General features: G+C 62.5%; 14 protein-coding genes and 1 tRNA gene. 13 read left to right on the forward strand and 2 right to left on the reverse strand.

The features are described from left to right. The first annotated feature begins 3 nt into the window (after positions 1-3). The 13 genes from ACP7AD_RS00425 (at position 4) to ACP7AD_RS00485 (ending at position 18,405) form a co-directional block, all read left to right on the forward strand. Positions 4-909: a CheR family methyltransferase gene (locus ACP7AD_RS00425; RefSeq protein WP_426145035.1), complete on the forward strand. Its 906-nt coding sequence runs from the start codon at positions 4-6 to the stop codon at positions 907-909. Further along, a complete protein-coding gene (locus ACP7AD_RS00430; RefSeq protein ID WP_426145037.1) occupies positions 909-1,508 on the forward strand; it encodes a chemotaxis protein CheB in 600 nt (199 codons plus the stop codon). The genes ACP7AD_RS00425 and ACP7AD_RS00430 overlap by 1 nt, the downstream gene beginning before the upstream one ends. Beyond that, a complete protein-coding gene (locus ACP7AD_RS00435; protein ID WP_426145038.1) occupies positions 1,502-2,710 on the forward strand; it encodes a hybrid sensor histidine kinase/response regulator in 1,209 nt (402 codons plus the stop codon). The genes ACP7AD_RS00430 and ACP7AD_RS00435 overlap by 7 nt, the downstream gene beginning before the upstream one ends. An 86-nt stretch (positions 2,711-2,796) precedes the next feature. After that, positions 2,797-3,901, forward strand: a protein-coding gene (gene prfB / locus ACP7AD_RS00440) for a peptide chain release factor 2 (protein ID WP_426145039.1) whose coding sequence is annotated in 2 segments (ribosomal slippage) — positions 2,797-2,877 and positions 2,879-3,901 — 1,104 coding nt in all. Because the reading frame shifts where the segments join, the coding sequence is not laid out codon by codon here. Positions 3,902-3,956: 55 nt separating this feature from the next. Next, positions 3,957-6,683 (forward strand): aminopeptidase N, encoded by a 2,727-nt coding sequence (gene pepN, locus ACP7AD_RS00445; protein ID WP_426145040.1) that lies wholly within the window; start codon positions 3,957-3,959, stop codon positions 6,681-6,683. 44 nt (positions 6,684-6,727) lie between these two features. After that, a complete protein-coding gene (locus ACP7AD_RS00450; RefSeq protein ID WP_426145041.1) occupies positions 6,728-7,735 on the forward strand; it encodes a class 1 fructose-bisphosphatase in 1,008 nt (335 codons plus the stop codon). Positions 7,736-7,747: 12 nt separating this feature from the next. Beyond that, positions 7,748-7,823 (forward strand) — tRNA-Thr (locus ACP7AD_RS00455). Between the two features lie 416 nt (positions 7,824-8,239). Beyond that, on the forward strand, positions 8,240-11,557 hold the full coding sequence (locus ACP7AD_RS00460; protein WP_426145042.1) for a DUF2126 domain-containing protein: 3,318 nt from the start codon (positions 8,240-8,242) through the stop codon (positions 11,555-11,557). A gap of 234 nt (positions 11,558-11,791) precedes the next feature. Then, positions 11,792-14,344 (forward strand): circularly permuted type 2 ATP-grasp protein, encoded by a 2,553-nt coding sequence (locus tag ACP7AD_RS00465; protein WP_426145044.1) that lies wholly within the window; start codon positions 11,792-11,794, stop codon positions 14,342-14,344. Next, complete coding sequence (locus ACP7AD_RS00470; protein WP_426145045.1) at positions 14,341-15,303, forward strand: transglutaminase family protein; 963 nt, start codon at positions 14,341-14,343, stop codon at positions 15,301-15,303. The genes ACP7AD_RS00465 and ACP7AD_RS00470 overlap by 4 nt, the downstream gene beginning before the upstream one ends. Positions 15,304-15,394: 91 nt before the next feature. Further along, positions 15,395-16,333 carry an SHOCT domain-containing protein gene (locus ACP7AD_RS00475; RefSeq protein WP_426145046.1) on the forward strand — a complete coding sequence of 313 codons (939 nt, stop codon included), beginning with the start codon at positions 15,395-15,397 and terminating at the stop codon, positions 16,331-16,333. A gap of 133 nt (positions 16,334-16,466) precedes the next feature. Beyond that, positions 16,467-17,351, forward strand: coding sequence for a transglutaminase family protein (locus ACP7AD_RS00480; protein WP_426145048.1), 885 nt, complete (start codon positions 16,467-16,469; stop codon positions 17,349-17,351). A 154-nt stretch (positions 17,352-17,505) separates the two neighbouring features. Continuing rightward, complete coding sequence (locus ACP7AD_RS00485) at positions 17,506-18,405, forward strand: transglutaminase-like domain-containing protein (RefSeq protein ID WP_426145050.1); 900 nt, start codon at positions 17,506-17,508, stop codon at positions 18,403-18,405. 107 nt (positions 18,406-18,512) lie between these two features. Here the strand turns inward: ACP7AD_RS00485 and galE are convergent, their stop codons facing one another. Then, positions 18,513-19,523, reverse strand: a complete 1,011-nt coding sequence (galE, locus tag ACP7AD_RS00490) for a UDP-glucose 4-epimerase GalE (protein WP_426145052.1) — start codon at positions 19,521-19,523, stop codon at positions 18,513-18,515. A gap of 236 nt (positions 19,524-19,759) precedes the next feature. After that, positions 19,760-20,653 carry a KPN_02809 family neutral zinc metallopeptidase gene (ypfJ, locus tag ACP7AD_RS00495; RefSeq protein WP_426145054.1) on the reverse strand — a complete coding sequence of 298 codons (894 nt, stop codon included), beginning with the start codon at positions 20,651-20,653 and terminating at the stop codon, positions 19,760-19,762. Positions 20,654-20,759 lie beyond the last annotated feature (106 nt).

The raw sequence follows: 20,759 nt of genomic DNA on the forward strand, positions 1-20,759 counted from the left end.
GCCATGCCCGAAAAAACCAGCTCCGCAGGTTCACCGCTGGCAACCGGCGCGGCGGCTGAACCGGGCAGCATTCTTCATGCCGCCACCGCCGACATCGAGGTGCAGTTGCAGCAGCTGATAGAGGCCATCTACCTCCAGTACAGCTACGATTTCCGGGATTATTCCGGCGCCTCGCAAAAACGCCGCGTGCTGTACGCGCTGACGCAACTGGCCTGCCCCAGCATTTCCGAACTGCAGTCCCGGGTGGTGCACGACCCGAGGGTGTTCCAGCAGGTGCTGCAGTACCTGACCATCCCGGTCAGTGAAATGTTTCGCGACCCGACTTTCTTTCTGGCCCTGCGCGAGCAGGTGATTCCGCACCTGCGGACCTATGCGTCCCTCAAGGTGTGGATTGCCGGCTGCAGCACCGGAGAAGAGGTGTATTCGCTGGCCATCCTGCTCCGTGAGGAAGGCTTGCTGGAACGTTCGCTGATCTATGCCACCGACATCAACCCCGCTTCGCTGGACAAGGCGCGGCAAGGCATCTTTCCACTGAACAGCATTCGCGGCTTCACCGCCAACTACCAGCAATCCGGCGGCCAGCGGGCCTTTGCCGACTACTACACCGCCGCCTACGATGCGGCCATCTTCGACAAGTCGCTGCGCGAGAACATCGTCTTTGCCGACCACAGCCTGGCCACGGACAGCGTTTTTTCGGAAACCCAGCTGGTGCTGTGCCGCAATGTGCTGATTTATTTCACCAAGAAACTGCAGGACCGCGCCTTTGGACTGTTTCACGAATCGCTGGGGCACCGCGGCTTTCTGGGCCTGGGCAGCAAGGAAAGCATTGATTTTTCCAGCTACGCCACCCGTTTCGACCCGCTGGTGCGCGCCGAACGGATTTTTCGCAAGCGTCCGGGGCCAGTGTGATGGACGTGTTGACCCAAGCGAAACTGCAGCGCGTCAAGGCCGTGGTGATAGGCGCTTCGGCCGGTGGCGTGGATGCGCTGCTGGGCATCCTGTCGGGACTGCCTGCCAGCTTTGGCTTGCCGCTCGTGGTGGTGCTGCACCTGTCTGAGAGCCATCACAGCCAACTGGCGGAGATTTTCCGGCTGCACACGCCCATGCAGGTGCGGGAGGCGGCGGACAAGGATACGCTGACGCCAGGAACGCTCTACTTTGCACCGCCAGGCTACCATTTGCTGGTCGAAACAGACCATTCGCTGTCCCTGAGTTGCGAGGCGCCAGTTCATTTTTCACGGCCGTCGATCGATGTGCTGATGGAGTCGGCAGCCGACGCCTACGGCCTGAACCTCGCCGGCATCGTGCTCACCGGCGCCAACGCGGACGGCGCCCGGGGGCTGGCCAGAATTGGCCAGCAAGGCGGCCTGACGGTCGTGCAGGACCCGGCCGAAGCCCGCATGGCCGCGATGCCGGAAGCGGCCATCCGCCTGCGCCAGCCTGACTTGATACTTGATTTGAAAAGCATCCACAGCCTGCTGCTGGAAATGGGAAAGAATTCATGCTGAACGACAACAACGTCAACGTCATGATCGTTGACGACCTCCCCGACAACCTGCTGGCGCTCGAGGCCGTCATCCGCCTGGAAGGCCGGACAGTTTTTCAGGCGTCCAGCGGGGAGGAAGCGCTGGCCTTGTTGCTGACGCATGAATTTGCGCTGGCCATCCTGGATGTCCAGATGCCGGGCATGAACGGTTTCGAGCTGGCCAAACTGATGCGCGGCACGGAAAAAACACGCCACATCCCGATCGTTTTCGTGACGGCTGCCGGCAAGGAATCGAACTTTGCGTTCAAGGGCTATGAAAGCGGCGCGGTGGACTTTCTGTACAAGCCGCTCGATGTGCAGGCCGTCCAGTCCAAGGTCAATGTGTTTGTCCTGCTTTACCGGCAGCGCCTTGAGACCCGGCGACAGGTGCTGGCGCTTGAAAAAAGCAGGAAGGAACAGGAAGCCTTGCTGGAAAACCTGCAGGCCACGCAGATGGAACTGCAAAAAGCCCTGAAGCTGCGCGACGAGTTCATGTCGGTGGTGGCGCATGAACTGCGAACGCCGCTGAACACCCTGTTCATGGATGTCCAGATGCGAAAAATGCTGCTGGAGCGCGGCAAGCTCGCGGTTTTCGACGCCGCCTACCTGGAAAAAATGGTCGCGCGTGACCAGCGCCAAGTCCAGAGCATGATGCGGCTGATCGACGACATGCTCGATGTCACGCGCATCCGCAGCAACCGGCTGTCACTCCGCCCCGGCCCGGTCGACCTGCCGGCCTTGCTGGCCTGCGTGGTGGGCCACCTCAGCCATCAGGCGCAGGCCGCGGGCAGCGCCATCACCCTGCATGCCGACCAGCCGGTAACCGGTTGCTGGGACGAATTCAGGATTGAGCAGGTGGTGACCAACCTGCTGACCAATGCGCTGCGCTACGGCAACGGCAGGCCGGTCGAGGTCAGCCTGGTCCTGCTGGGCGACAGCGTGGCCATCCACGTCCGCGACCAGGGAGGGGGAATACCCGCCCGGGACCAGCAGCGCATCTTCGATCCCTTCGAACGGGCCGTGGGCCAGGACGACAGCACGACCGGCCTAGGGCTGGGCCTGTACATCACCCGGCAGCTGGTCGAAGCACACGGCGGAACGATCAGCGTGCAGAGCCGGGAAGCCGAAGGCGCGCAGTTCAGCGTCACGCTGCCGCTGGCCGTGCCTGCCACGGCGTCACTCTGATCTGCCTGCAAGGCGGTGCCCGGCGGCCCTGCTGCGAGCATGAGAAAATGGCCGATTGAATTTCAGACAACGACAGGACTTTCCCCATGGACGCAGAACACATCAACATCATTTCCAACCAGATCGAGGACCTGAGCAACCGGGTGAATGAACTCAGGGGGTATCTTTGACTATCCTGCCAAAGCCCGAAAACTGAACGAAGTCAACGCCGCGCTAGAAGACCCGAAGGTCTGGGACAACCCCAAGCGCGCGCAGGAACTCGGCCGCGAGAAAAAATCGCTCGAAGACGTGGTGCTCATCCTGGACCGGCTGGAGCAGGAACTTTCGGACAACACCGAGCTGTTCGAAATGTCCAGGGACGACAACGACGAGGCCGGCATGCGCGCCATTGAAGGCGAAGCCGCCAAGGTCGCCGCCGAAGTCGAAAAGATGGAATTTCGCCGGATGTTCAACAACCCGGCCGATCCGCTCAATTGCTTCCTTGACATCCAGGCCGGCGCCGGCGGCACCGAAGCCTGCGACTGGGCCAGCATGCTGTTGCGCCAGTACCTCAAGTACGCCGAGCGCAAGGGTTTCAAGACCACCATCGAAGACGAGTCCGCTGGCGACACCGCAGGCATCAAGGGCGCGACCATCAAGATCGAGGGCGAATACGCCTTTGGCCTGCTGCGCACCGAAACCGGCGTGCACCGGCTGGTGCGCAAGTCGCCGTTCGACTCGTCGGGCGGGCGCCACACCTCGTTTGCCTCGGTGTTCGTCTATCCCGAGATTGACGACTCGATCGAGATCGACATCAATCCCGCAGACGTGCGCACCGACACCTACCGCGCCAGCGGCGCCGGCGGCCAGCACATCAACAAGACCGACTCGGCGGTGCGCCTGACGCACATCCCGACCGGCATCGTGGTGCAGTGCCAGGAAGGCCGCTCGCAGCACGGCAACCGCGATGTCGCCTGGAAACGCCTGCGCTCGCGCCTGTATGACTTTGAGTTGCGCAAACAGCAGGAAGCGCAGCAAAAGCTCGAAGACACCAAGACCGACGTCGGCTGGGGCCACCAGATCCGCAGTTATGTGCTGGACAACAGCCGCATCAAGGACTTGCGCACCAACTACGAAACCTCGGCCACGCAGAAAGTGCTCGACGGCGACCTGGATCCGTTTATTGAAGCGTCCCTGAAACAGGGCGTCTGACGCCGGTTCATGCCGGTTATTTGAGTTTTGAAAAAATAATTAACAGGAAGTCACCATGCTGCAAATGATTGATGATCGCGGAACTGGACCGGGAGCCGTGGTCATCAACCGCGCCGACTACACCGCTCCCGCTTACTGGATTGACACCGTCGACCTGTGTTTTGACCTGGACCCGGTGAAGACGCGCGTGCTCAACAAGATGCTGCTCCGCCGCAACCCGGAGGTGCCGGCACAGCCGCTACGGCTGGACGGCGAGGAACTCAACCTGGCGCGGGTGCTGGTCAACGGACAAGGCGCGTCGTTCAAGATGGAATGCGGCCAGCTGGTGCTGTGCGACCTGCCCGATGCCTTCGAGCTCGAAATCTTCACCACCACCTGCCCGGCCAAGAACACCAAGCTGATGGGCCTGTACGTCAGCAACGACTCGTTCTTCACCCAGTGCGAAGCCGAGGGCTTCCGGCGCATCACCTATTTCCTGGACCGGCCGGACGTGATGGCTAGCTACAGCGTGACCTTGCGCGCCGACAAGGCGAAATACCCGGTGCTGCTGTCCAACGGCAACCTGGTGGCGCACGGCCCGCTCGACGATGGCCCGAACGGCGCGCGGCATTTCGCCAAATGGGTCGATCCGCACCGCAAGCCCAGCTACCTGTTCGCGCTGGTCGCCGGCCAGCTGGTGGCGCGGGAGCAGCGTATCACCACGCGAGCCGGCAAAGAGCATCTGCTGCAGGTCTATGTACGACCCGGTGACCTTGACAAGACCGAGCACGCCATGGTCTCGCTGATGCATTCGGTGGCTTGGGACGAAGCGCGCTTTGGCCTGCCGCTGGACCTGGAGCGCTTCATGATCGTCGCCACCAGCGACTTCAACATGGGCGCGATGGAAAACAAGGGCTTGAACATCTTCAACACCAAGTACGTGCTGGCGAACCAGGCGACGGCCACCGACATCGATTTCTCGAACATCGAAAGCGTCGTCGGCCACGAGTATTTCCACAACTGGACCGGCAACCGCATCACCTGCCGCGACTGGTTCCAGCTCAGCCTGAAGGAAGGCCTGACGGTGTTCCGCGACCAGGAGTTCTCGCAGGACTTGTGCGACCAGCCTTCAGCTAGAGCCGTCAAGCGCATCGAGGACGTGCGCGTGCTGCGCACGGCCCAGTTCCCCGAGGACGCGGGCCCGATGGCGCATCCGGTGCGGCCTGACAGTTACATTGAGATCAGCAACTTCTACACCGTCACGATCTACGAAAAAGGCGCCGAAGTCGTCCGCATGATGCAGACGCTGGTAGGCCGTCAGGGCTTTGCCAAGGGCATGACGCTCTACTTCGAGCGGCATGACGGCCAGGCCGTGACCTGCGACGATTTTGCGCAGGCCATTGCGGACGCCAATCCGATGTCGGATCTGGCGCGCCTGCTGCCGCAGTTCAAGCGCTGGTACAGCCAAGCTGGCACGCCGCGGCTGGAAGCGCAGGGCCGGTACGACGCAGCCGCCCGCAGCTACACGCTGACCCTGTCGCAAACCTGCTGGCCCACTCCAGGCCAGCCGGCCAAGGAACCGTTCGTGATTCCGGTCGGCCTCGGCCTGCTCGGCGTAGACGGCCAGGATGTGCCGCTACAACTGGATGGCGAAAGCGCGCCTGCTGCAGGAACGCGCACCGTCGTGCTGACGCAGGCGAGCGAAAGCTTCACCTTCGTCAACCTCGACGCCGAACCCGTTCCGTCCATTCTTCGCGGCTTCACCGCGCCCGTCGTGCTGGAGTTCGACTACCGGGATTCCCAACTGCTGCATCTGCTGGCGCACGACAGCGACCCCTTCAACCGCTGGGAAGCCGGCCAGCGCCTGGCGGTCAACAGTGCTGTTATCGCTATTAAAAAAATAGCTAATGATGCAGGCGCATCATGCGCAAACGTGTTAAATGATGCTTATTTAGACGCTATGCGCGAGATCCTGCGCCACCCGACGCTCGATTCCGCCTTCAAGGACCTGGTGCTGACGCTGCCATCCGAAACCTATCTGGCCGAGCAGCTCGACGTGGTCGATCCGCAGCACATCCACGCCGTGCGCGAAGCCATGCGCCAGCAACTCGCCACCGCCTTCCGTGCCGATTGGGAGGCGGCGTACGAAGCGAATCACGACACCGGCGCCTACACGCCCGACCCGGTTTCGAGCGGCCGGCGCGCGCTGGCCGGCATGGCCCTGACACACCTGTGCTTGGCCGCGCGGGAAAGTGGCGACACCGTATGGCCCGGCAAGACGCTGCAGCGTTTCAAGGACGCCGGCAACATGACCGACCGCTTCAACGCCCTGGCGGCGCTGGTGTCCAGCAGCCATCCGCTGGCTGCCCAGGCGCTGGCCATGTTCCATGCCCTGTTCAAGGACGAGGCGCTGGTCATCGACAAGTGGTTCAGCCTGCAGACCGGCGCACCCGATCGCGGCGGCAACATCCTGCCGGCGATCAAGCAACTCATGAAGCATGCCGACTTCAGCCTGAAAAATCCGAACCGCGCGCGCAGCGTGGTCAGCACCTTCTGCCAGGGCAACCCGGCGGGCTTTCACCGCCTTGACGGGGCTGGCTACACCTTCTGGTGCGAACGCGTGGTCGAACTCGACGCCATCAATCCGCAGGTCGCCGCCCGGCTGGCGCGCGCGCTGGACCGCTGGAGCAAGCTGGCCGAGCCCTACCGCAGCCAGGCGCACCAGGCAATTGCCCGCGTTGCCGCCCGCACCGACCTGAGCAAAGACACGCACGAAGTGATCACGCGCGCCCTGGGCCACTGAGCCCGGCAGGCCCCTTATTCATTTACCGACTGGAGTTTTTCCTGATGTCCAAAAAGATTTCCCTCACGCGTTACCTGGTCGAGCAGCAGCGCCTTGAAGGCCACATTCCGCCCGAGCTGCGCCTGCTGCTAGAAGTGGTGGCTAGAGCCTGTAAAGGCATCAGCCAGGCCGTCAACAAAGGCGCGCTGGGCGACGTGATGGGCACCGCCGGCAGCGAAAACGTCCAGGGCGAAATCCAGAAAAAGCTCGACATCATCGCAAACGAAGTGCTGATAGAAGCCAACGAATGGGGCGGCCACCTCGCCGCCATGGCGTCTGAAGAAATGGAAGGCATTTATGTCGTGCCCAACCGTTACCCCCAGGGCGAATACCTGTTGATGTTCGACCCGCTCGACGGCTCCAGCAACATCGATGTGAACGTCAGCATCGGCACCATCTTCAGCGTGCTGAAAATGCCCGATGACGATCGCGGCGTTGACGAAGGCGACTTTCTGCAACCGGGCAACCAGCAAGTGGCCGCCGGCTACTGCGTCTACGGCCCGCAAACCACGCTGGCGCTCACCGTGGGCGACGGCGTGGCCATGTTCACCCTGGACCGCGAGCAGGGCTCGTTTGTGCTGACCGAAGAAAACGTGACCATCCCGGCGGACACCCAGGAATTTGCCATCAACATGAGCAACATGCGGCACTGGGACGAGCCGGTCAAGCGCTACATCGACGAGTGCCTGCAGGGCAAGGAAGGCCCGCGCGGCAAAGACTTCAACATGCGCTGGATTGCCTCCATGGTGGCCGACGTGCACCGCATCCTGACGCGCGGCGGCGTGTTTTTGTACCCGTGGGACAAGCGCGAGCCCGAAAAGGCCGGCAAGCTGCGCCTGATGTATGAAGCCAACCCCATGAGCTGGCTCATCGAACAAGCCGGCGGCGCCGCCACGAACGGCAAGCAGCGCATCCTTGACATCCAGCCGACCAAGCTGCACGAACGCGTCAGCGTGATGCTGGGTTCCAAAAATGAGGTCGAGCGGGTAACCGCCTATCACTCCGGGCTATAATCTAAGGCTTAAGCCGGTGTAGCTCAGTCGGTAGAGCAGCTCATTCGTAATGAGAAGGTCGGGTGTTCGATTCATCTCTCCGGCACCAAACCAGACAAGGGTTCATTACTATTAAAATAGTAGTGGACCCTTTTTCTTTGGCAATCTGTCAAGAGCAGATGCAAGAGGATTTCCGGGAATCTGACCCGCCCATGCACAGCCGCGAAGCCTGTACAGCCAAGGATTCCTTCGCGCCATTCCAGCTACGCCAGCCGAGCCGCCATCGGCCATGTGCATAGTCTGCGGTTGTCTGCACAACCTCACCAAATACCTGTCGGTCATTCATCCGGGAAAAACCCCATCCATGGCTGGAGTAGTTAAAGTTGCAGGCAGCCCAAAGCATCTGGTCATCGCTGCTATAAATGGAAAGTCTGGGCATGAATCGTGCGTCCGGAACAATCGTCCAGTTTTCAGCGATACGGCCCAGTCCGCGTCTCCCCCTCGTTCATCGAAAGGCATCCTCCCATGGCCATCCGTGTCGCGCTGCACCACAAAACCAGCTACCACTATGATCGCCCGGTCACCCTGTCGCCGCATGAGGTTCGGCTGCGACCGGCGCCCCATGCACGCACGCCGATTCTTTCGTATTCGCTGACCGTCACGCCAGAAGACCACTTCATCAACTGGCAGCAAGACCCTTACGGCAATTACATCGGCCGCTACGTATTCCCTGAAAAATCAGACAAGCTTGAATTCACGGTTGACCTGGTGGCGGACATGACCGTCATCAATCCGTTTGATTTTTTTGTCGAAAAGTATGCCGAGTTTTTTCCCTTCAGCTACCCGGTACAGCTTGCTGCGGAGCTGAGCCCCTACATGCGGTCGGAAAAACCAGGCGAACTGCTGGTTGAATGGGTGGCGGCGGCCCGGCGCGATATTTTGAAAAAAAACCTGGCGACCAACGACTTTCTTGTGGCCGTCAACCAGCGCCTGCAGGGCGACATCGCTTATTTGCTGCGGATGGAACCCGGCGTGCAGACACCCGAGGAAACGCTGCAAAAGCGCTCGGGCTCCTGCCGCGACAGCGGATGGCTGCTGGTGCAGATCATGCGCGAAATGGGCCTGGCCGCACGCTTCGTGTCGGGTTACCTGATCCAGCTGCGCGCCGACCAGGCCTCGCTGGACGGCCCGAGCGGAACCGAAGTCGACTTCACCGACCTGCATGCCTGGACCGAGGTGTATGTTCCCGGCGCCGGCTGGATCGGGCTGGACCCCACATCGGGCATGCTGGCCAGCGAAGGCCATATTCCGCTGGCCTGCACGGCCATGCCGTCGTCGGCGGCGCCGGTGACCGGCTTTACCGACAAGGCCGAGGTCACGTTTTTTCATGAAATGACGATCACGCGCATTCATGAAGACCCGCGAGTCACCAAGCCGTACAAGGAAGAAGACTGGCAGAAAATCAACCTGCTCGGCCAGCTGGTCGATGCCGACCTCAAGCGCCAGGACGTGCGCCTGACCCAGGGCGGCGAGCCGACCTTTGTGTCCATCGACGACATGGACGGCGCCGAATGGAACACCCTGGCGCACGGCGACAAGAAACGTGAACTGGCCGGCCAGCTCATACACCGGCTGAAAAACCACTTCGCGCCTGGCGGCATGCTGCATTACGGCCAAGGCAAGTGGTACCCGGGCGAGCCCTTGCCGCGCTGGGCGCTGAACATTTACTGGCGCATCGACGGCCAGCCGATGTGGTTTGATCCCACGCTGTTCTCGGACGAGGCCAAACCTGACGGCTATGGCAGCGAAGACGCTGAACGCTTCAGCGCTGAACTGGTCAAGGCGCTGGGCTTGCCGGCCTTCAGCCAGATTCCGGCCTATGAAGATGTCCTGCAGCAAGCCCGGCTAGAGCAAGGCATGCCGGTCAACCTGGACCCGCTTCAGGCTGACCTGAAAGCGCCGGAACAGCGGCGGCGCCTGGCGCGCCTGCTGGAAGACGGGCTGGGCGAGGTCGTCGGTTATGTCCTGCCGCTCAAGCCCCGGGACCTGGACCCCACCATCGCACTGGGAACTGCCTGGCGCACGTCCCCCTGGCCGCTCAAGCGCGAACACCTTTACCTGACCGAGGGTGACTCGCCCATGGGGCTGCGCCTGCCGCTCAATGCGCTGCCCTGGGTGCTGCCAGACGAAAAAGAGCCTGAGTTCGATGTCGATCCCTTCGCACCGCATACTTCGCTCGATGCCGGAAGGAAGGAAAAACGGGGAACGGCCAAGGCGAAAAAGCCTGTTCCTGCCGACGAGCAGCCCGAGCCACGTGAAGTGATCCACACCGCGCTGTGCGTGCAGGTGCGGGGCGGCCGGCTGCATGTTTTCATGCCGCCGGTCAAACGCATCGAGGACTACCTGGCGCTGGTCACGTCGGTCGAGAACACGGCGGCCAAGCTCAAGCTCAAGCTGTGGATGGAAGGCTATCCGCCGCCGCGCGACCCGCGCATCAAGTTGCTCAGCGTCACGCCCGATCCCGGCGTCATCGAGGTGAACATCCACCCGGCAGCCAGCTGGAACGAGCTGGTCTACAACATGACGACCCTCTACGAAGAAGCTCGGCTAACGCGCCTGGGCACCGAAAAGTTCATGGTCGATGGCCGCCATACTGGCACCGGCGGCGGCAACCATGCGACCCTTGGCGGCGCGACCGCCGAAGACAGCCCGATGCTGCGCCGGCCCGACCTGCTGAAAAGCCTGATCACCTACTGGCAGAACCATCCGGCGCTGTCGTACCTGTTTTCGGGCACCTTCATCGGGCCGACCAGTCAGGCGCCGCGCGTCGATGAAGCGCGGGACGACAACCTGTACGAACTGGCGATTGCCTTCCAGCAGATGGACAAGGTGCTGCCCACCCTGCAGCCGGGCGACAAACCCTGGATGGTGGACCGCCTGCTGCGCAACCTGCTGGTCGATCTGACCGGCAGCACCCACCGCTCGGAATTTTCCATCGACAAGCTGTATTCCCCTGACGGCCCGACCGGCCGCCTGGGGCTGGTCGAATTCCGCGCCTTCGAGATGCCGCCGCACGAGCGCATGAGCCTGCTGCAGATGCTGCTGTTGCGCGCGCTGGTGGCGCGTTTCTGGCGCCAGTCTTACCAGTCAAAATTAGTGCCTTGGGGCACCGCCCTGCATGACCGCTGGATGCTGCCGCATTTCGTGGCGCAGGACATCCGCGATGTGGTCAAGGATTTGCGCGCTTCGGGCTATGCCTTTGAAGAGCATTGGTTCGACCCGTTCATCGAATTCCGGTTTCCGCGTTTTGGCACCGTCGCCTATGAAGGCGTGGAGATGGAACTGCGCCAGGCCATCGAGCCGTGGAATGTGCTGGGCGAGGAAATGAGCGCCGGCGGCACCGCGCGCTATGTCGATTCGTCAGTCGAACGCATGCAGCTGCGGGTGCGCGGGCTGACCGACGGGCGCCACGTGATTGCCTGCAACGGGCGCATGCTGCCGCTGCATCCGACCGGCGTTCCGGGCGAGTATGTGGCCGGCGTGCGTTTTCGCGCCTGGAGCCCGTGGTCCGCACTGCACCCGACCATCGGGGTGCAGGCACCGCTGACGTTCGACCTGGTGGACACTTGGAGCGGCCGCGCCATCGGCGGCTGCACCTACCATGTCGTGCATCCGGGCGGGCGCAGCGAGGAGCATTCGCCAATCAATGCCAATGCTGCCGAGGCACGGCGCTTCGCCCGCTTCTGGTCGCACGGGCATACGCCGGGGCCGATGAATGTGTACAAGGAAGACCTGAATCCGGGCTTTCCCATGACGCTTGATTTGCGCTGGCAGCCTTATTGACGGTATCCTTACGCTGTCCTCCCCAACGCGGATGCCTCGTTCTGAGTCATCCGCGTTTTTGCTGGAGCGAAATCACGCTGACCTTCCATCACGGGGGCGCAAGGCGCCTGACCAATTTTTGCTACTGAATTTATAGCTGCTTTCGTATACAGGAATTGCGCAAAAGGTATATTTGATACTAAAAAAGTTGCTGGCTGGTTAAAACGAATGCGCTCCAGAGAAATACCCGATCCGATGCTCAATCAACTGCTTGCCGGTTACCCCGCTTCGCCCGACAGTTTTGATGAAATGCTGGATGGCTCGAACCAGCCACGCGCGCACTGGCGCACCTTCCTGGACAGCCTGGCGCACGAAGCGCCTGACGTGATGCGCAAGCGCACCGAATCGGTGCAGCGCCAGGTGCGCGAAAACGGTGTGACCTACAACGTCTACACCGACGACAAAGGCATGCAGCGCCCCTGGGACCTCAATGTCCTGCCGATGATCCTGCCGCATGACGAGTGGGCGGGCATCGAGGCGGCGGTGATCCAGCGCGCAACGCTGATGAACCGGCTGCTGATCGATGTTTATGGCGAGCAAAAAATGCTGGCGGAAAGGCTGCTGCCGCCAGCGCTGATTCATGGCCATGCCGGCTTTTTGCGTCCATGCCATGGCATGCGGCACAAGGACGGCATTGCACTGCATTTCTACGCCATCGACCTGGCACGGGCACCCAACGGCCGCTGGTGGGCCGTGGCCGACCGGACGCAGGCGCCCTCGGGCGCCGGTTATGCGCTGGAAAACCGCTCGGTCATCTCGCGGACCTTTCCTGATCTGCTGCGCGACCTGAACGTCCAGCACCTGGCGGGCTTTTTTGACACCCTGCGCGAAAGCCTGGCCACCTGGGGACGCCAGTGCGCAGCCAGCGGCAAGGGTGCCGTGCCGCTGCGGGGCAGCGAAGCGCCGCTGATTGTTTTGCTGACGCCCGGGCCGTACAACGAAACCTATTACGAACAAGCTTACCTGGCGCGCTATCTGGGATTGCCGCTGGTTGAAGGCAGTGACCTGACGGTGCGGGGTGGCATGGTCTGGCACAAGACGCTGTCCGGCATGCAGCGGGTGCATGTGATCATGCGCCGGGTTGATGATGACTACTGCGACCCGCTTGAATTGCGCACAGACTCGGCGCTGGGCGTGGCGGGACTGACCGAGGCGGCCCGGCGCGGCAATGTGCTGATTGCCAACAGCCTGGGCTCCAACCTGCTGGAGTCGGGTGCGCTGCTGGGCTTTTTGCCGTCGCTGTGCAAGCGACTGCTGGGCGAGGAGCTCAAGATGCCGTCCGTGGCAACCTGGTGGTGTGGCGAACCGGCTGCGCTGGAAGTGGTGATCAACCGGCTTGACCAGCTCGTCATCAAACCAAGCTTTTCACAGCTCCGGGAATTTCCCGTTTTTGGCAAAGACCTGACCGGAGAGGCGCGCACGGCCTTCATCAAGAAGATGCGCGCCAATCCCAAAAACTACGTGGCCCAGGAACTGGTCCGGCTGTCCCAGGCGCCGGTGTTGAGTTCTGAGGCAGGCAGCGGCCTGAACGCCCGTGCCATCGGCCTTCGGGTCTATGCGTGCGCTACGCCAAAAGGCTATGTCGTGATGCCGGGCGGACTGACCCGCGTGGCGACAGGCGTGGATTCGCGCATCATCACCATGCAGCGCGGGGGCGGCAGCAAGGACACCTGGATACAGGCCAGCAACCAGGTCGAGGTGCCCAACCTGCTCAAACGCACCATCACCTGCCAGGACCTGATCCGCGACGACACCCATCTTTCAAGCCGCGTGGCGGAGAATCTTTTCTGGTTCGGCCGCAATGCCGAGCGTTGCGACAACACCGCCCGCCTGCTGCGGGTCGCGCTGAATTTTCTGTTCAATGTGGGACCGGCAAATCGCGGGGATGAATGGCCGACGGTGGTGGCGCTGTGCACCTGGTTCGGCTTGATTGAATTGCGGAAAAGCACGCAAAGTCAAAGCCAGGCGCAGGCCGGCAAGGTGGCAGCGCTCCTGAGTGATACGAAGGTCGAGGCAGAACTGATGCTGGCAGTGGCTTCGCCCGACGTGCCGGGGCTGGCCAGGCAGCAGCAGCAGCTCTACCAAAGCGCCAGCCAGTTGCGCGAACGCTTTTCCGTTGACAACTGGCGCGCCTTCAACCAGATGGTGCAAAGCGTGTCCGGCGCCGATGCCCGGCTGTCCCAGTCGGAAGCGATGGCCATTCTTGACAACGCCACCACCGCCTTGATGACCATGTCCGGCTTTGCCCTTGACGGCATGACCCGGGACCTGGGCTGGCGTTTTCTGTCGCTGGGCCGGCGCCTGGAACGCCTGCAGTTCCAGGCGGTGACGCTGCAGCATGCACTTAGCATGCAAGCCAACGGCAGCCTGGACTGGCTGCTGGAATTGTCCGACTGCATCATCACCTACCGCGCCCGCTATCGCGTGCAGCCCGAATGGCTGCCGGTGCTGGACCTGCTGTTGCTCGACGAGAGCAATACCCGCTCGATCCTGTTCCAGCTCAAAGGCGTCCTGAAAAGCCTGACGAAGATATCGCTGACCTACGGCTCGTGTGGCGAAGAACAACTGGAGCTGCTCAGGAACGAACTGGTGTTGCTGGATCCCGACACGGACCTGTATTGCGGCAATGCGCACTTGAATAAGCTGCTCTACCGCATCCAGGTGGCCAGTGCGGAAATGTCGGAACGGGTCAGCGTTCAATTCTTCAGCTACACCGGCAGCCATCCAACGAAGACGCAGACAGCATGAATCCTTTGCCCCTGAGCGCTGCCGCGCGCGCCCGTTACCACGTCGTTCACGAAACCGAAGTGAGCTACCGCAGCCCGGTCACGCTGTCGCAGCAATTCCTGCACATGACGCCGAGGTCCTTCGCCCACCAGCAGATCGAGTCGCACGAGGTGTGGGTGACGCCGATAGAAAACGATGGCGTGGACGGGATGGATTATTTTGGCAACAAGACCCGCCAGATCACCATCACCGCTCCGCACCAGAGCCTGCTGGTGCATGCCGAATCGACGGTCGCGCTGATGCGGCGGCTCGATCCGGGCGGCATCGAGGGAACGTCTTCATGGGAAAGCCTGCGCGACCGGCTGCAGCAAGGCATGGACGCCGCCATGGCCGACGCCTACCGTTATCTGTATGCCTCACCGCATGTGAGCTGCAGCCTTGAACTCGAAGCGTTTGCGCGCATCAGCTACACACCGGGCCGGCCACAGATGGATGCCGCGCTCGACCTGACCGAGCGGATTTTTGACGAGTTCGAGTTCGACGGCACCGCGACCGACATTTCCACGCCGCTGGAAGAGGTTTTGCGCGGCCGCCGGGGCGTATGCCAGGATTTTGCCCAGCTGATGATCGGCTGCCTGCGCAGCCTGGGCCTGCCTGCGCGCTACATGAGCGGCTACATCCTGACGCACCCGCCTGTCGGCCAGCCGCGCCTGATCGGTGCCGATGCGTCGCATGCCTGGGTGTCGGTTTTTTGCCCGGGCCTGGGCTGGGTCGATTTCGACCCGACCAACCGCTGCCTGGTGCAGCACGACCACATCACCCTGGGCTGGGGCCGCGACTTCAGCGATGTCACGCCCATGCGCGGCGTGGTGCTGGGCGGCGGCGAGCAGGATCTTGCGGTGCGAGTGACCGTCACGCCGCTGCCGCTGGAGGGCGCAGTCCGGCAAGGCAAGCAGCTAGCAACGGATTGCCAGGGCTGAGCCTTGATGCAGCGGCTTGCCGGCCGGCCGCAGCCTTGGCAGACTCTTTTTTTCGCTGCGTTTTTTTCACTTTACACATCGAGTCACTCCCATGAAGCAACTTTCCAACAGCGGCCAGCAGGCCGTCAACGACATCGCCCAGCGCCACGGCTTCAGCCCGGAGGCGGTCGCGAGCATGCTCGAATCGGTCATCAACGGCAACGGCAGCATGGCGCAGTTCAACCATTTCGAATTCAGCGGCTCCGGCCAGTGGATGCGCGGCGGCATGACCATGGTCTCCGACATGTTCAACGGCCAGCTCAAGGGCCGCGTCGATTCACTGTGCGCCGAACTTTCAAGGCTGCTGGCCAACCAGCCCGGCCTGCTTCAGCTAGGTGGCTTCCAGTCGCAAAACCAGGGCGGCCAGCAGCAGACCAGCCATTCTGGCGGCGGCTCGAACCAGGACGCCCATGCGCCCATGAATCCTTCGGCAAGCCTGTTTGTCGCGCCCGCCCCGGGCACCTCGCCTGACTGGTGGCCGGCCGACCTGCGCTGGCCCAACAGCACCGGCGCGCAGAACGGCGTGCGCTATGCGTACTTTGCGCAGGCGCGCCGCCTGGCCATCGAGTTGAATGGCAGCGTCACCGTCTATGACACGCAGGACCACCAGATCGGCGGCTTTTCGCAGCAGCAGTCCTACGGCGGCTCCGTCACCTTTTCCAGCCAGTACGGCCTGGTGGATGTGACCCGTCTGCCGGTGATATCGATCAATGGCGTGCAGCAAAACCTTAACGTTGCCGGCAACACGAACGGCTTCGCCCCAATTCAGGCAGCTATTCCTGAATTCCTGCCCGAGCACCTGCCGGCCGCCTCCGGGCCGCAAGCCCCTTTCGCGCTCCAGCCTGAATCGCAGTCCCGCACTGGCAACGCCGTGGCAGTTGATGCCGACATTTTCCTGATGATCGAAAAGCTCGCCGACCTGCGAAGCCGGGCCATCATCAGCGATGAAGACTTCAACGCCAAGAAAACCGAATTGCTGGCGCGGCTGTAGGCCCGCCTGCGGGGCTGCAGCGCACCGCCCCGGTCAAGGTAGGACGCATCCGACAGCCTTGTCTGTTGATCACTGATTGCACCGTTGAGTCAAAAAGAGGACGCTCTGCAATCATCAACAGCCGAGCCTTGACGTGTCCGCCATCTTCGACATCACCCACACCACCCACTACCGATATGCCCAGCAGGTCATGCTGGGCGAGCACTGGGTGCAGTTTCGCCCGCGCGACAGCCATGACCTGCGGGTGCTGGCCACCGACATGCGCGTCACGCCCAGCCCGGTGGACATCCGCATGTTCCAGGATGCCTATTCCAATTCCATCGCCATGATCCAGCCGCAAAGCCCGGCGAACGAGCTGGAGGTGGTCTGCATGTCGTCGGTTGAACACACCGGCACCCGCGCCGTCAACTTTCCCATGAGCTCGCGCGCCCAGCAGTTTCCGCTGGCGTATGGAGCCGAAGAACGCCTGGTGCTGCACCACTACCTGACGCCGTTTTATGACGACCCCAGCGGCATCCTGCAGGCCTGGGCGAACCAGTTCATCCGGCCTGACGAGACCACCGGCACCCGCGAGTTGCTGGCGGAAATGACGGAATTCATCCGCAACACCATGAGCTACCACGTGCGCCTCAATCCCGGGGTGCAGACACCGTATGACACGCTGCGGCTCAAAAGCGGCGCCTGCCGGGATTTTGCGACCCTGATGATCGAGGCGGTGCGCCGGCTCGGCTATGCGGCACGCTTCGTTTCAGGCTACCTGTACACGCCCTGGCTGGACACCGAGGACCAGCACAGCCACGGCAACGGCTCCACGCATGCCTGGGTGCAGGTTTACCTGCCTGACGCCGGCTGGATTCCGTTCGATCCGACCAACAACCTGATCGGCGGCACCGACCTCATCCCCGTGGGCGTGGCTCGCCACGCCAGCCTGGCCAAGCCGCTCAGGGGATCGTGGCACGGCGCGCCCGGAGACTTCCTGGGCATGGATGTCACCGTCCAGGTCCGCAAGCGCAGCTGAATCGGATCAAACAGCCCGCAACGGCGGGTTTCGTCCTACGCCGCCAGTTCCGGCCTGCCGATGTGCCGGCTCCGCCAGGGCTGGTTTAATTCATAAGCCTTCGAATTCGCTTGAGCCATGCCTCAAGACCTCCCATTGCCCCGCAGGAACCCTGATGAACGATACCTTGACGAACAGCCCCAGCCCTGCCTTGTCGTTACAAGACGAGCTGGCCCCCACCGCCACCATGGCGCAGCCGTTCAATAGCAACCGGCTGCAAATTGATTCGACGCTGGACTATGTCATCGATGGACTGGCTGAATTTGTATTTCTGATCCATGTGGCCAACGGCATGGGCCAGACGCTGGTCCAGGAAAGCCTGCAGATCGAGCCGCCAACGCCTTTTCGCACCTATTGCGACGGCCCGTCGGGCAACCGCTTTCTGCGATTTCAGGCCCAGCCCGGCCCGCTCAAGGTGGTCTACCGGGCCTTGGTTGACCGCATGATCGAACCGGCCGATGTCAATGCGCCGGAAGTGCCGGTGCACGACATTCCGGACGACATGCTGCATTACCTGCTGCCGACCCGTTACTGCGAATCCGACCTTCTGGGGCCGAATGCCGCCCAACTGTTTGGCCAGTTGCCTCAGGGCTACTCGCGCGTGCAGGCGATTTGCGAATGGGTTCGCGGCAACATCGAATACCGCATCGGATCGACCAATGCCACCACGACAGCGCGCGAAGTCTTCACGCAGCGGGCAGGCGTCTGCCGGGACTTTGCGCACCTGGCGGTGACCTTTTGCAGGGCGCTGAACATTCCGGCCCGGCTGGTCAGCGGCTATGCCACGTTCGACGAACCGCCGCCGGATTTTCACGCCGTCTTCGAGGCCTATCTGGGTGGGCGCTGGGTGCTGTTCGACCCGACCGCCATGTCGCCGCTGGACCAGATCGTGCGCCTGGCGCATGGACGCGACGCGAAAGATGTTGCCTTTGCCACCATTTTCGGCCCCGCGCGCATGATCTCGATGAGCCCCGATGTCATGCTGGTGAACCGCAACGCGGCCTTTGCGGGATGAACAACCACGCAGGGCGGCTTTCGTGCGAGGCGGCGGCCAACCCTCTTGCCGCTATATAGTTAATAGCTGCTCACGCAATGCTGGCCTGCGCAAAAAGCCTATTTCGCTTAAATATAGCCTTCGGGGTTGCCGCTTTGCCAGCGCCAGGCATCCAGGCACATGTCGGCCAGGTTGCGCCTGGCGCTCCAGCCCAGTAACTGCTGCGCCAGCGCGGGGTCGGCATAGCACTGCGCCACATCGCCCGGCCGGCGCGGGGCAATCTGGTAGGCAACTGGACGACCGCTGGCCTTTTCAAACGCCTTGACCACTTCGAGCACGCTGTTGCCCCGGCCGGTTCCCAGGTTGACGGTAAAGCTTTTTTTCGTTTCCAGCAGCGACTGGAGCGCGGCCACATGCCCTTCGGCCAGGTCCTGCACATGGATGTAGTCGCGCACCCCGGTGCCGTCTGGCGTGGGATAGTCGTTGCCGTACACGTTCAGGAAAGGCCGCTTGCCAATCGCCACCTGCGTCACGAAAGGCATCAGGTTGTTCGGAATGCCGCTCGGGTCTTCGCCGATCAGGCCGCTCGGGTGCGCGCCGACCGGGTTGAAATAGCGCAGCACGCCAAGCTGCCAGGACGGGTCGGACACCTGCAGCGCGGACACGATGTCCTCGATCACGAGCTTGGTGTGGCCGTAGGGATTGGTGTGGCTGCGCGGGAAACTTTCGGTGATGGGCACCGACGCCGGGTCGCCATAGACCGTGGCGCTGCTCGAAAACACCAGCGTGCGGCAGCTTGAGGACTGCATCGCCTCCAGCAGGCTGACCGCGCCGCCAATGTTGTTGCGGTAGTACTTGAGCGGCTGGGCCACGCTTTCGCCGACCGCCTTGTCGCCGGCGAAGTGCAGCACGGCAGTAATCTGGTGGCGCGCCAGCACGCTGCCCACCCACGGCGTGTCGAGCACATCGCCTTTTTCACACGCTATGCGCTGGCCGGTGATCTGCTGCAGGCGCTCCAGCACGGCCGGATGGCTGTTGGAAAAGTTGTCCAGGATCACCGGCGTGAAGCCCGCCTCGATCAGCGCGACGCAGGTATGGCTGCCGATATAGCCGGCGCCGCCGGTCAGGAGTATGTTCATGGAGGGGTGGCCTATTTGGATGGAAGGTGTCTGAAAGGTCTGAATCGCCGGGCTCGGACCCTTATGGCGGGCCGGGCAGCCCGGAGTTCATTCACACCGTTGAGTTTCGTCTGATTATGATCAAATCGCTCCCTTGCGCAATACCCATCTGCGCAAGCCGCTATGGATTCAGGAGTTCTTCAGGCGCTGCGCCGGCCGGCGGACGGCAGCCCGGGCGGCCTTGCATCGAAATGAAATTACAGGTTGCGGGCGCCAAAGGTGTCGCAGGCCTTGACGCTGCCGTTCTTCAGGCCGGTGTCGAACCACCGCTGGCGCTGGGAACTGGTGCCATGGGTGAAGCTTTCGGGCACCACGGCGCCCCGGCCCGAGGCCTGCAGGGCATCGTCGCCAATCTGGGCCGCTGCGTTCATGGCTTCCTCGACATCGCCCTGCTCCAGGATCTGCCGAGCGCTCTGGGCATGGTTGGCCCAGACGCCGGCAAAGCAGTCGGCCTGCAGTTCCAGGCGAACGCTCAGCGCGTTGTACTCGGTCTTGCTGACGCGGCCGCGCATCTGCTCCATTTTTTCGTTGATGCCGAGCAGGTTTTGCACATGGTGGCCGACTTCATGCGCGATCACATAGGCCTGCGCAAAGTCGCCGGGCGCGCCCAGCTTGGTTTTCAGGGTTTCATAAAACCCGAGGTCGATGTAGACCTTCTGGTCGCCGGGGCAGTAAAAAGGCCCCATGGCGGCCTGCCCCTGGCCGCAGGCGGTTTGCGTGGCACCGCGAAACAGCACCAGTCGGGGCTCCTGGTAGGTGCCGCCGCCCTTGGCGAACACGTCTTTCCAGACGTCTTCGGTGTCGGCCAGCACGGTGGAGACGAAGGCGGCCATGCGGTCGTCGGCTGGCGGCCTTTGCGCGGGGGCTTGGCTCTGCACCTGCGCGGTGGGCGCGCCGCCGCCGCTGAGCATGCCCAGCAGGGTCAGCGGGTTGATGCCGAACATCCAGCCACCCAGCAATGCCACGACGATGGTGCCAATGCCGATGCTGCGACCGCCCAGCAAGCCGCCACCGCCACCAAAACCGCTGCCGCTGCCGCTGCTGCGCCGGTCCTCGACGTTGCTAGATTCTCGATTGCCTTCCCATTTCATGGTGCCTCCGGATACAAAGTGGTCAACAGGCCGATGGTAATCAAATCGGCGGGACAGGTGGCGAACCCTGTGAAGTCAGCGCTGGCTGCGCGTCCACAGCCCGCCC

The organism is Polaromonas sp. DSP2-3-2b2 (assembly GCF_049895905.1).
In the GTDB taxonomy this organism is placed as follows: Bacteria; Pseudomonadota; Gammaproteobacteria; order Burkholderiales; family Burkholderiaceae_C; genus Polaromonas.

Excerpts from the sequence above, each read along its gene's own strand:
- ACP7AD_RS00425 (WP_426145035.1), top strand. The coding sequence starts at position 4 with ATGCCCGAAAAAACCAGCTCCGCAGGTTCACCGCTGGCAACCGGCGCG.
- ACP7AD_RS00430 (WP_426145037.1), top strand. The coding sequence starts at position 909 with ATGGACGTGTTGACCCAAGCGAAACTGCAGCGCGTCAAGGCCGTGGTG.
- ACP7AD_RS00435 (WP_426145038.1), top strand. The coding sequence starts at position 1,502 with ATGCTGAACGACAACAACGTCAACGTCATGATCGTTGACGACCTCCCC.
- pepN (WP_426145040.1), top strand. The coding sequence starts at position 3,957 with ATGCTGCAAATGATTGATGATCGCGGAACTGGACCGGGAGCCGTGGTC.
- ACP7AD_RS00450 (WP_426145041.1), top strand. The coding sequence starts at position 6,728 with ATGTCCAAAAAGATTTCCCTCACGCGTTACCTGGTCGAGCAGCAGCGC.
- ACP7AD_RS00460 (WP_426145042.1), top strand. The coding sequence starts at position 8,240 with ATGGCCATCCGTGTCGCGCTGCACCACAAAACCAGCTACCACTATGAT.
- ACP7AD_RS00465 (WP_426145044.1), top strand. The coding sequence starts at position 11,792 with ATGCTCAATCAACTGCTTGCCGGTTACCCCGCTTCGCCCGACAGTTTT.
- ACP7AD_RS00470 (WP_426145045.1), top strand. The coding sequence starts at position 14,341 with ATGAATCCTTTGCCCCTGAGCGCTGCCGCGCGCGCCCGTTACCACGTC.
- ACP7AD_RS00475 (WP_426145046.1), top strand. The coding sequence starts at position 15,395 with ATGAAGCAACTTTCCAACAGCGGCCAGCAGGCCGTCAACGACATCGCC.
- ACP7AD_RS00485 (WP_426145050.1), top strand. The coding sequence starts at position 17,506 with ATGAACGATACCTTGACGAACAGCCCCAGCCCTGCCTTGTCGTTACAA.
- galE (WP_426145052.1), bottom strand. The coding sequence starts at position 19,523 with ATGAACATACTCCTGACCGGCGGCGCCGGCTATATCGGCAGCCATACC.
- ypfJ (WP_426145054.1), bottom strand. The coding sequence starts at position 20,653 with ATGAAATGGGAAGGCAATCGAGAATCTAGCAACGTCGAGGACCGGCGC.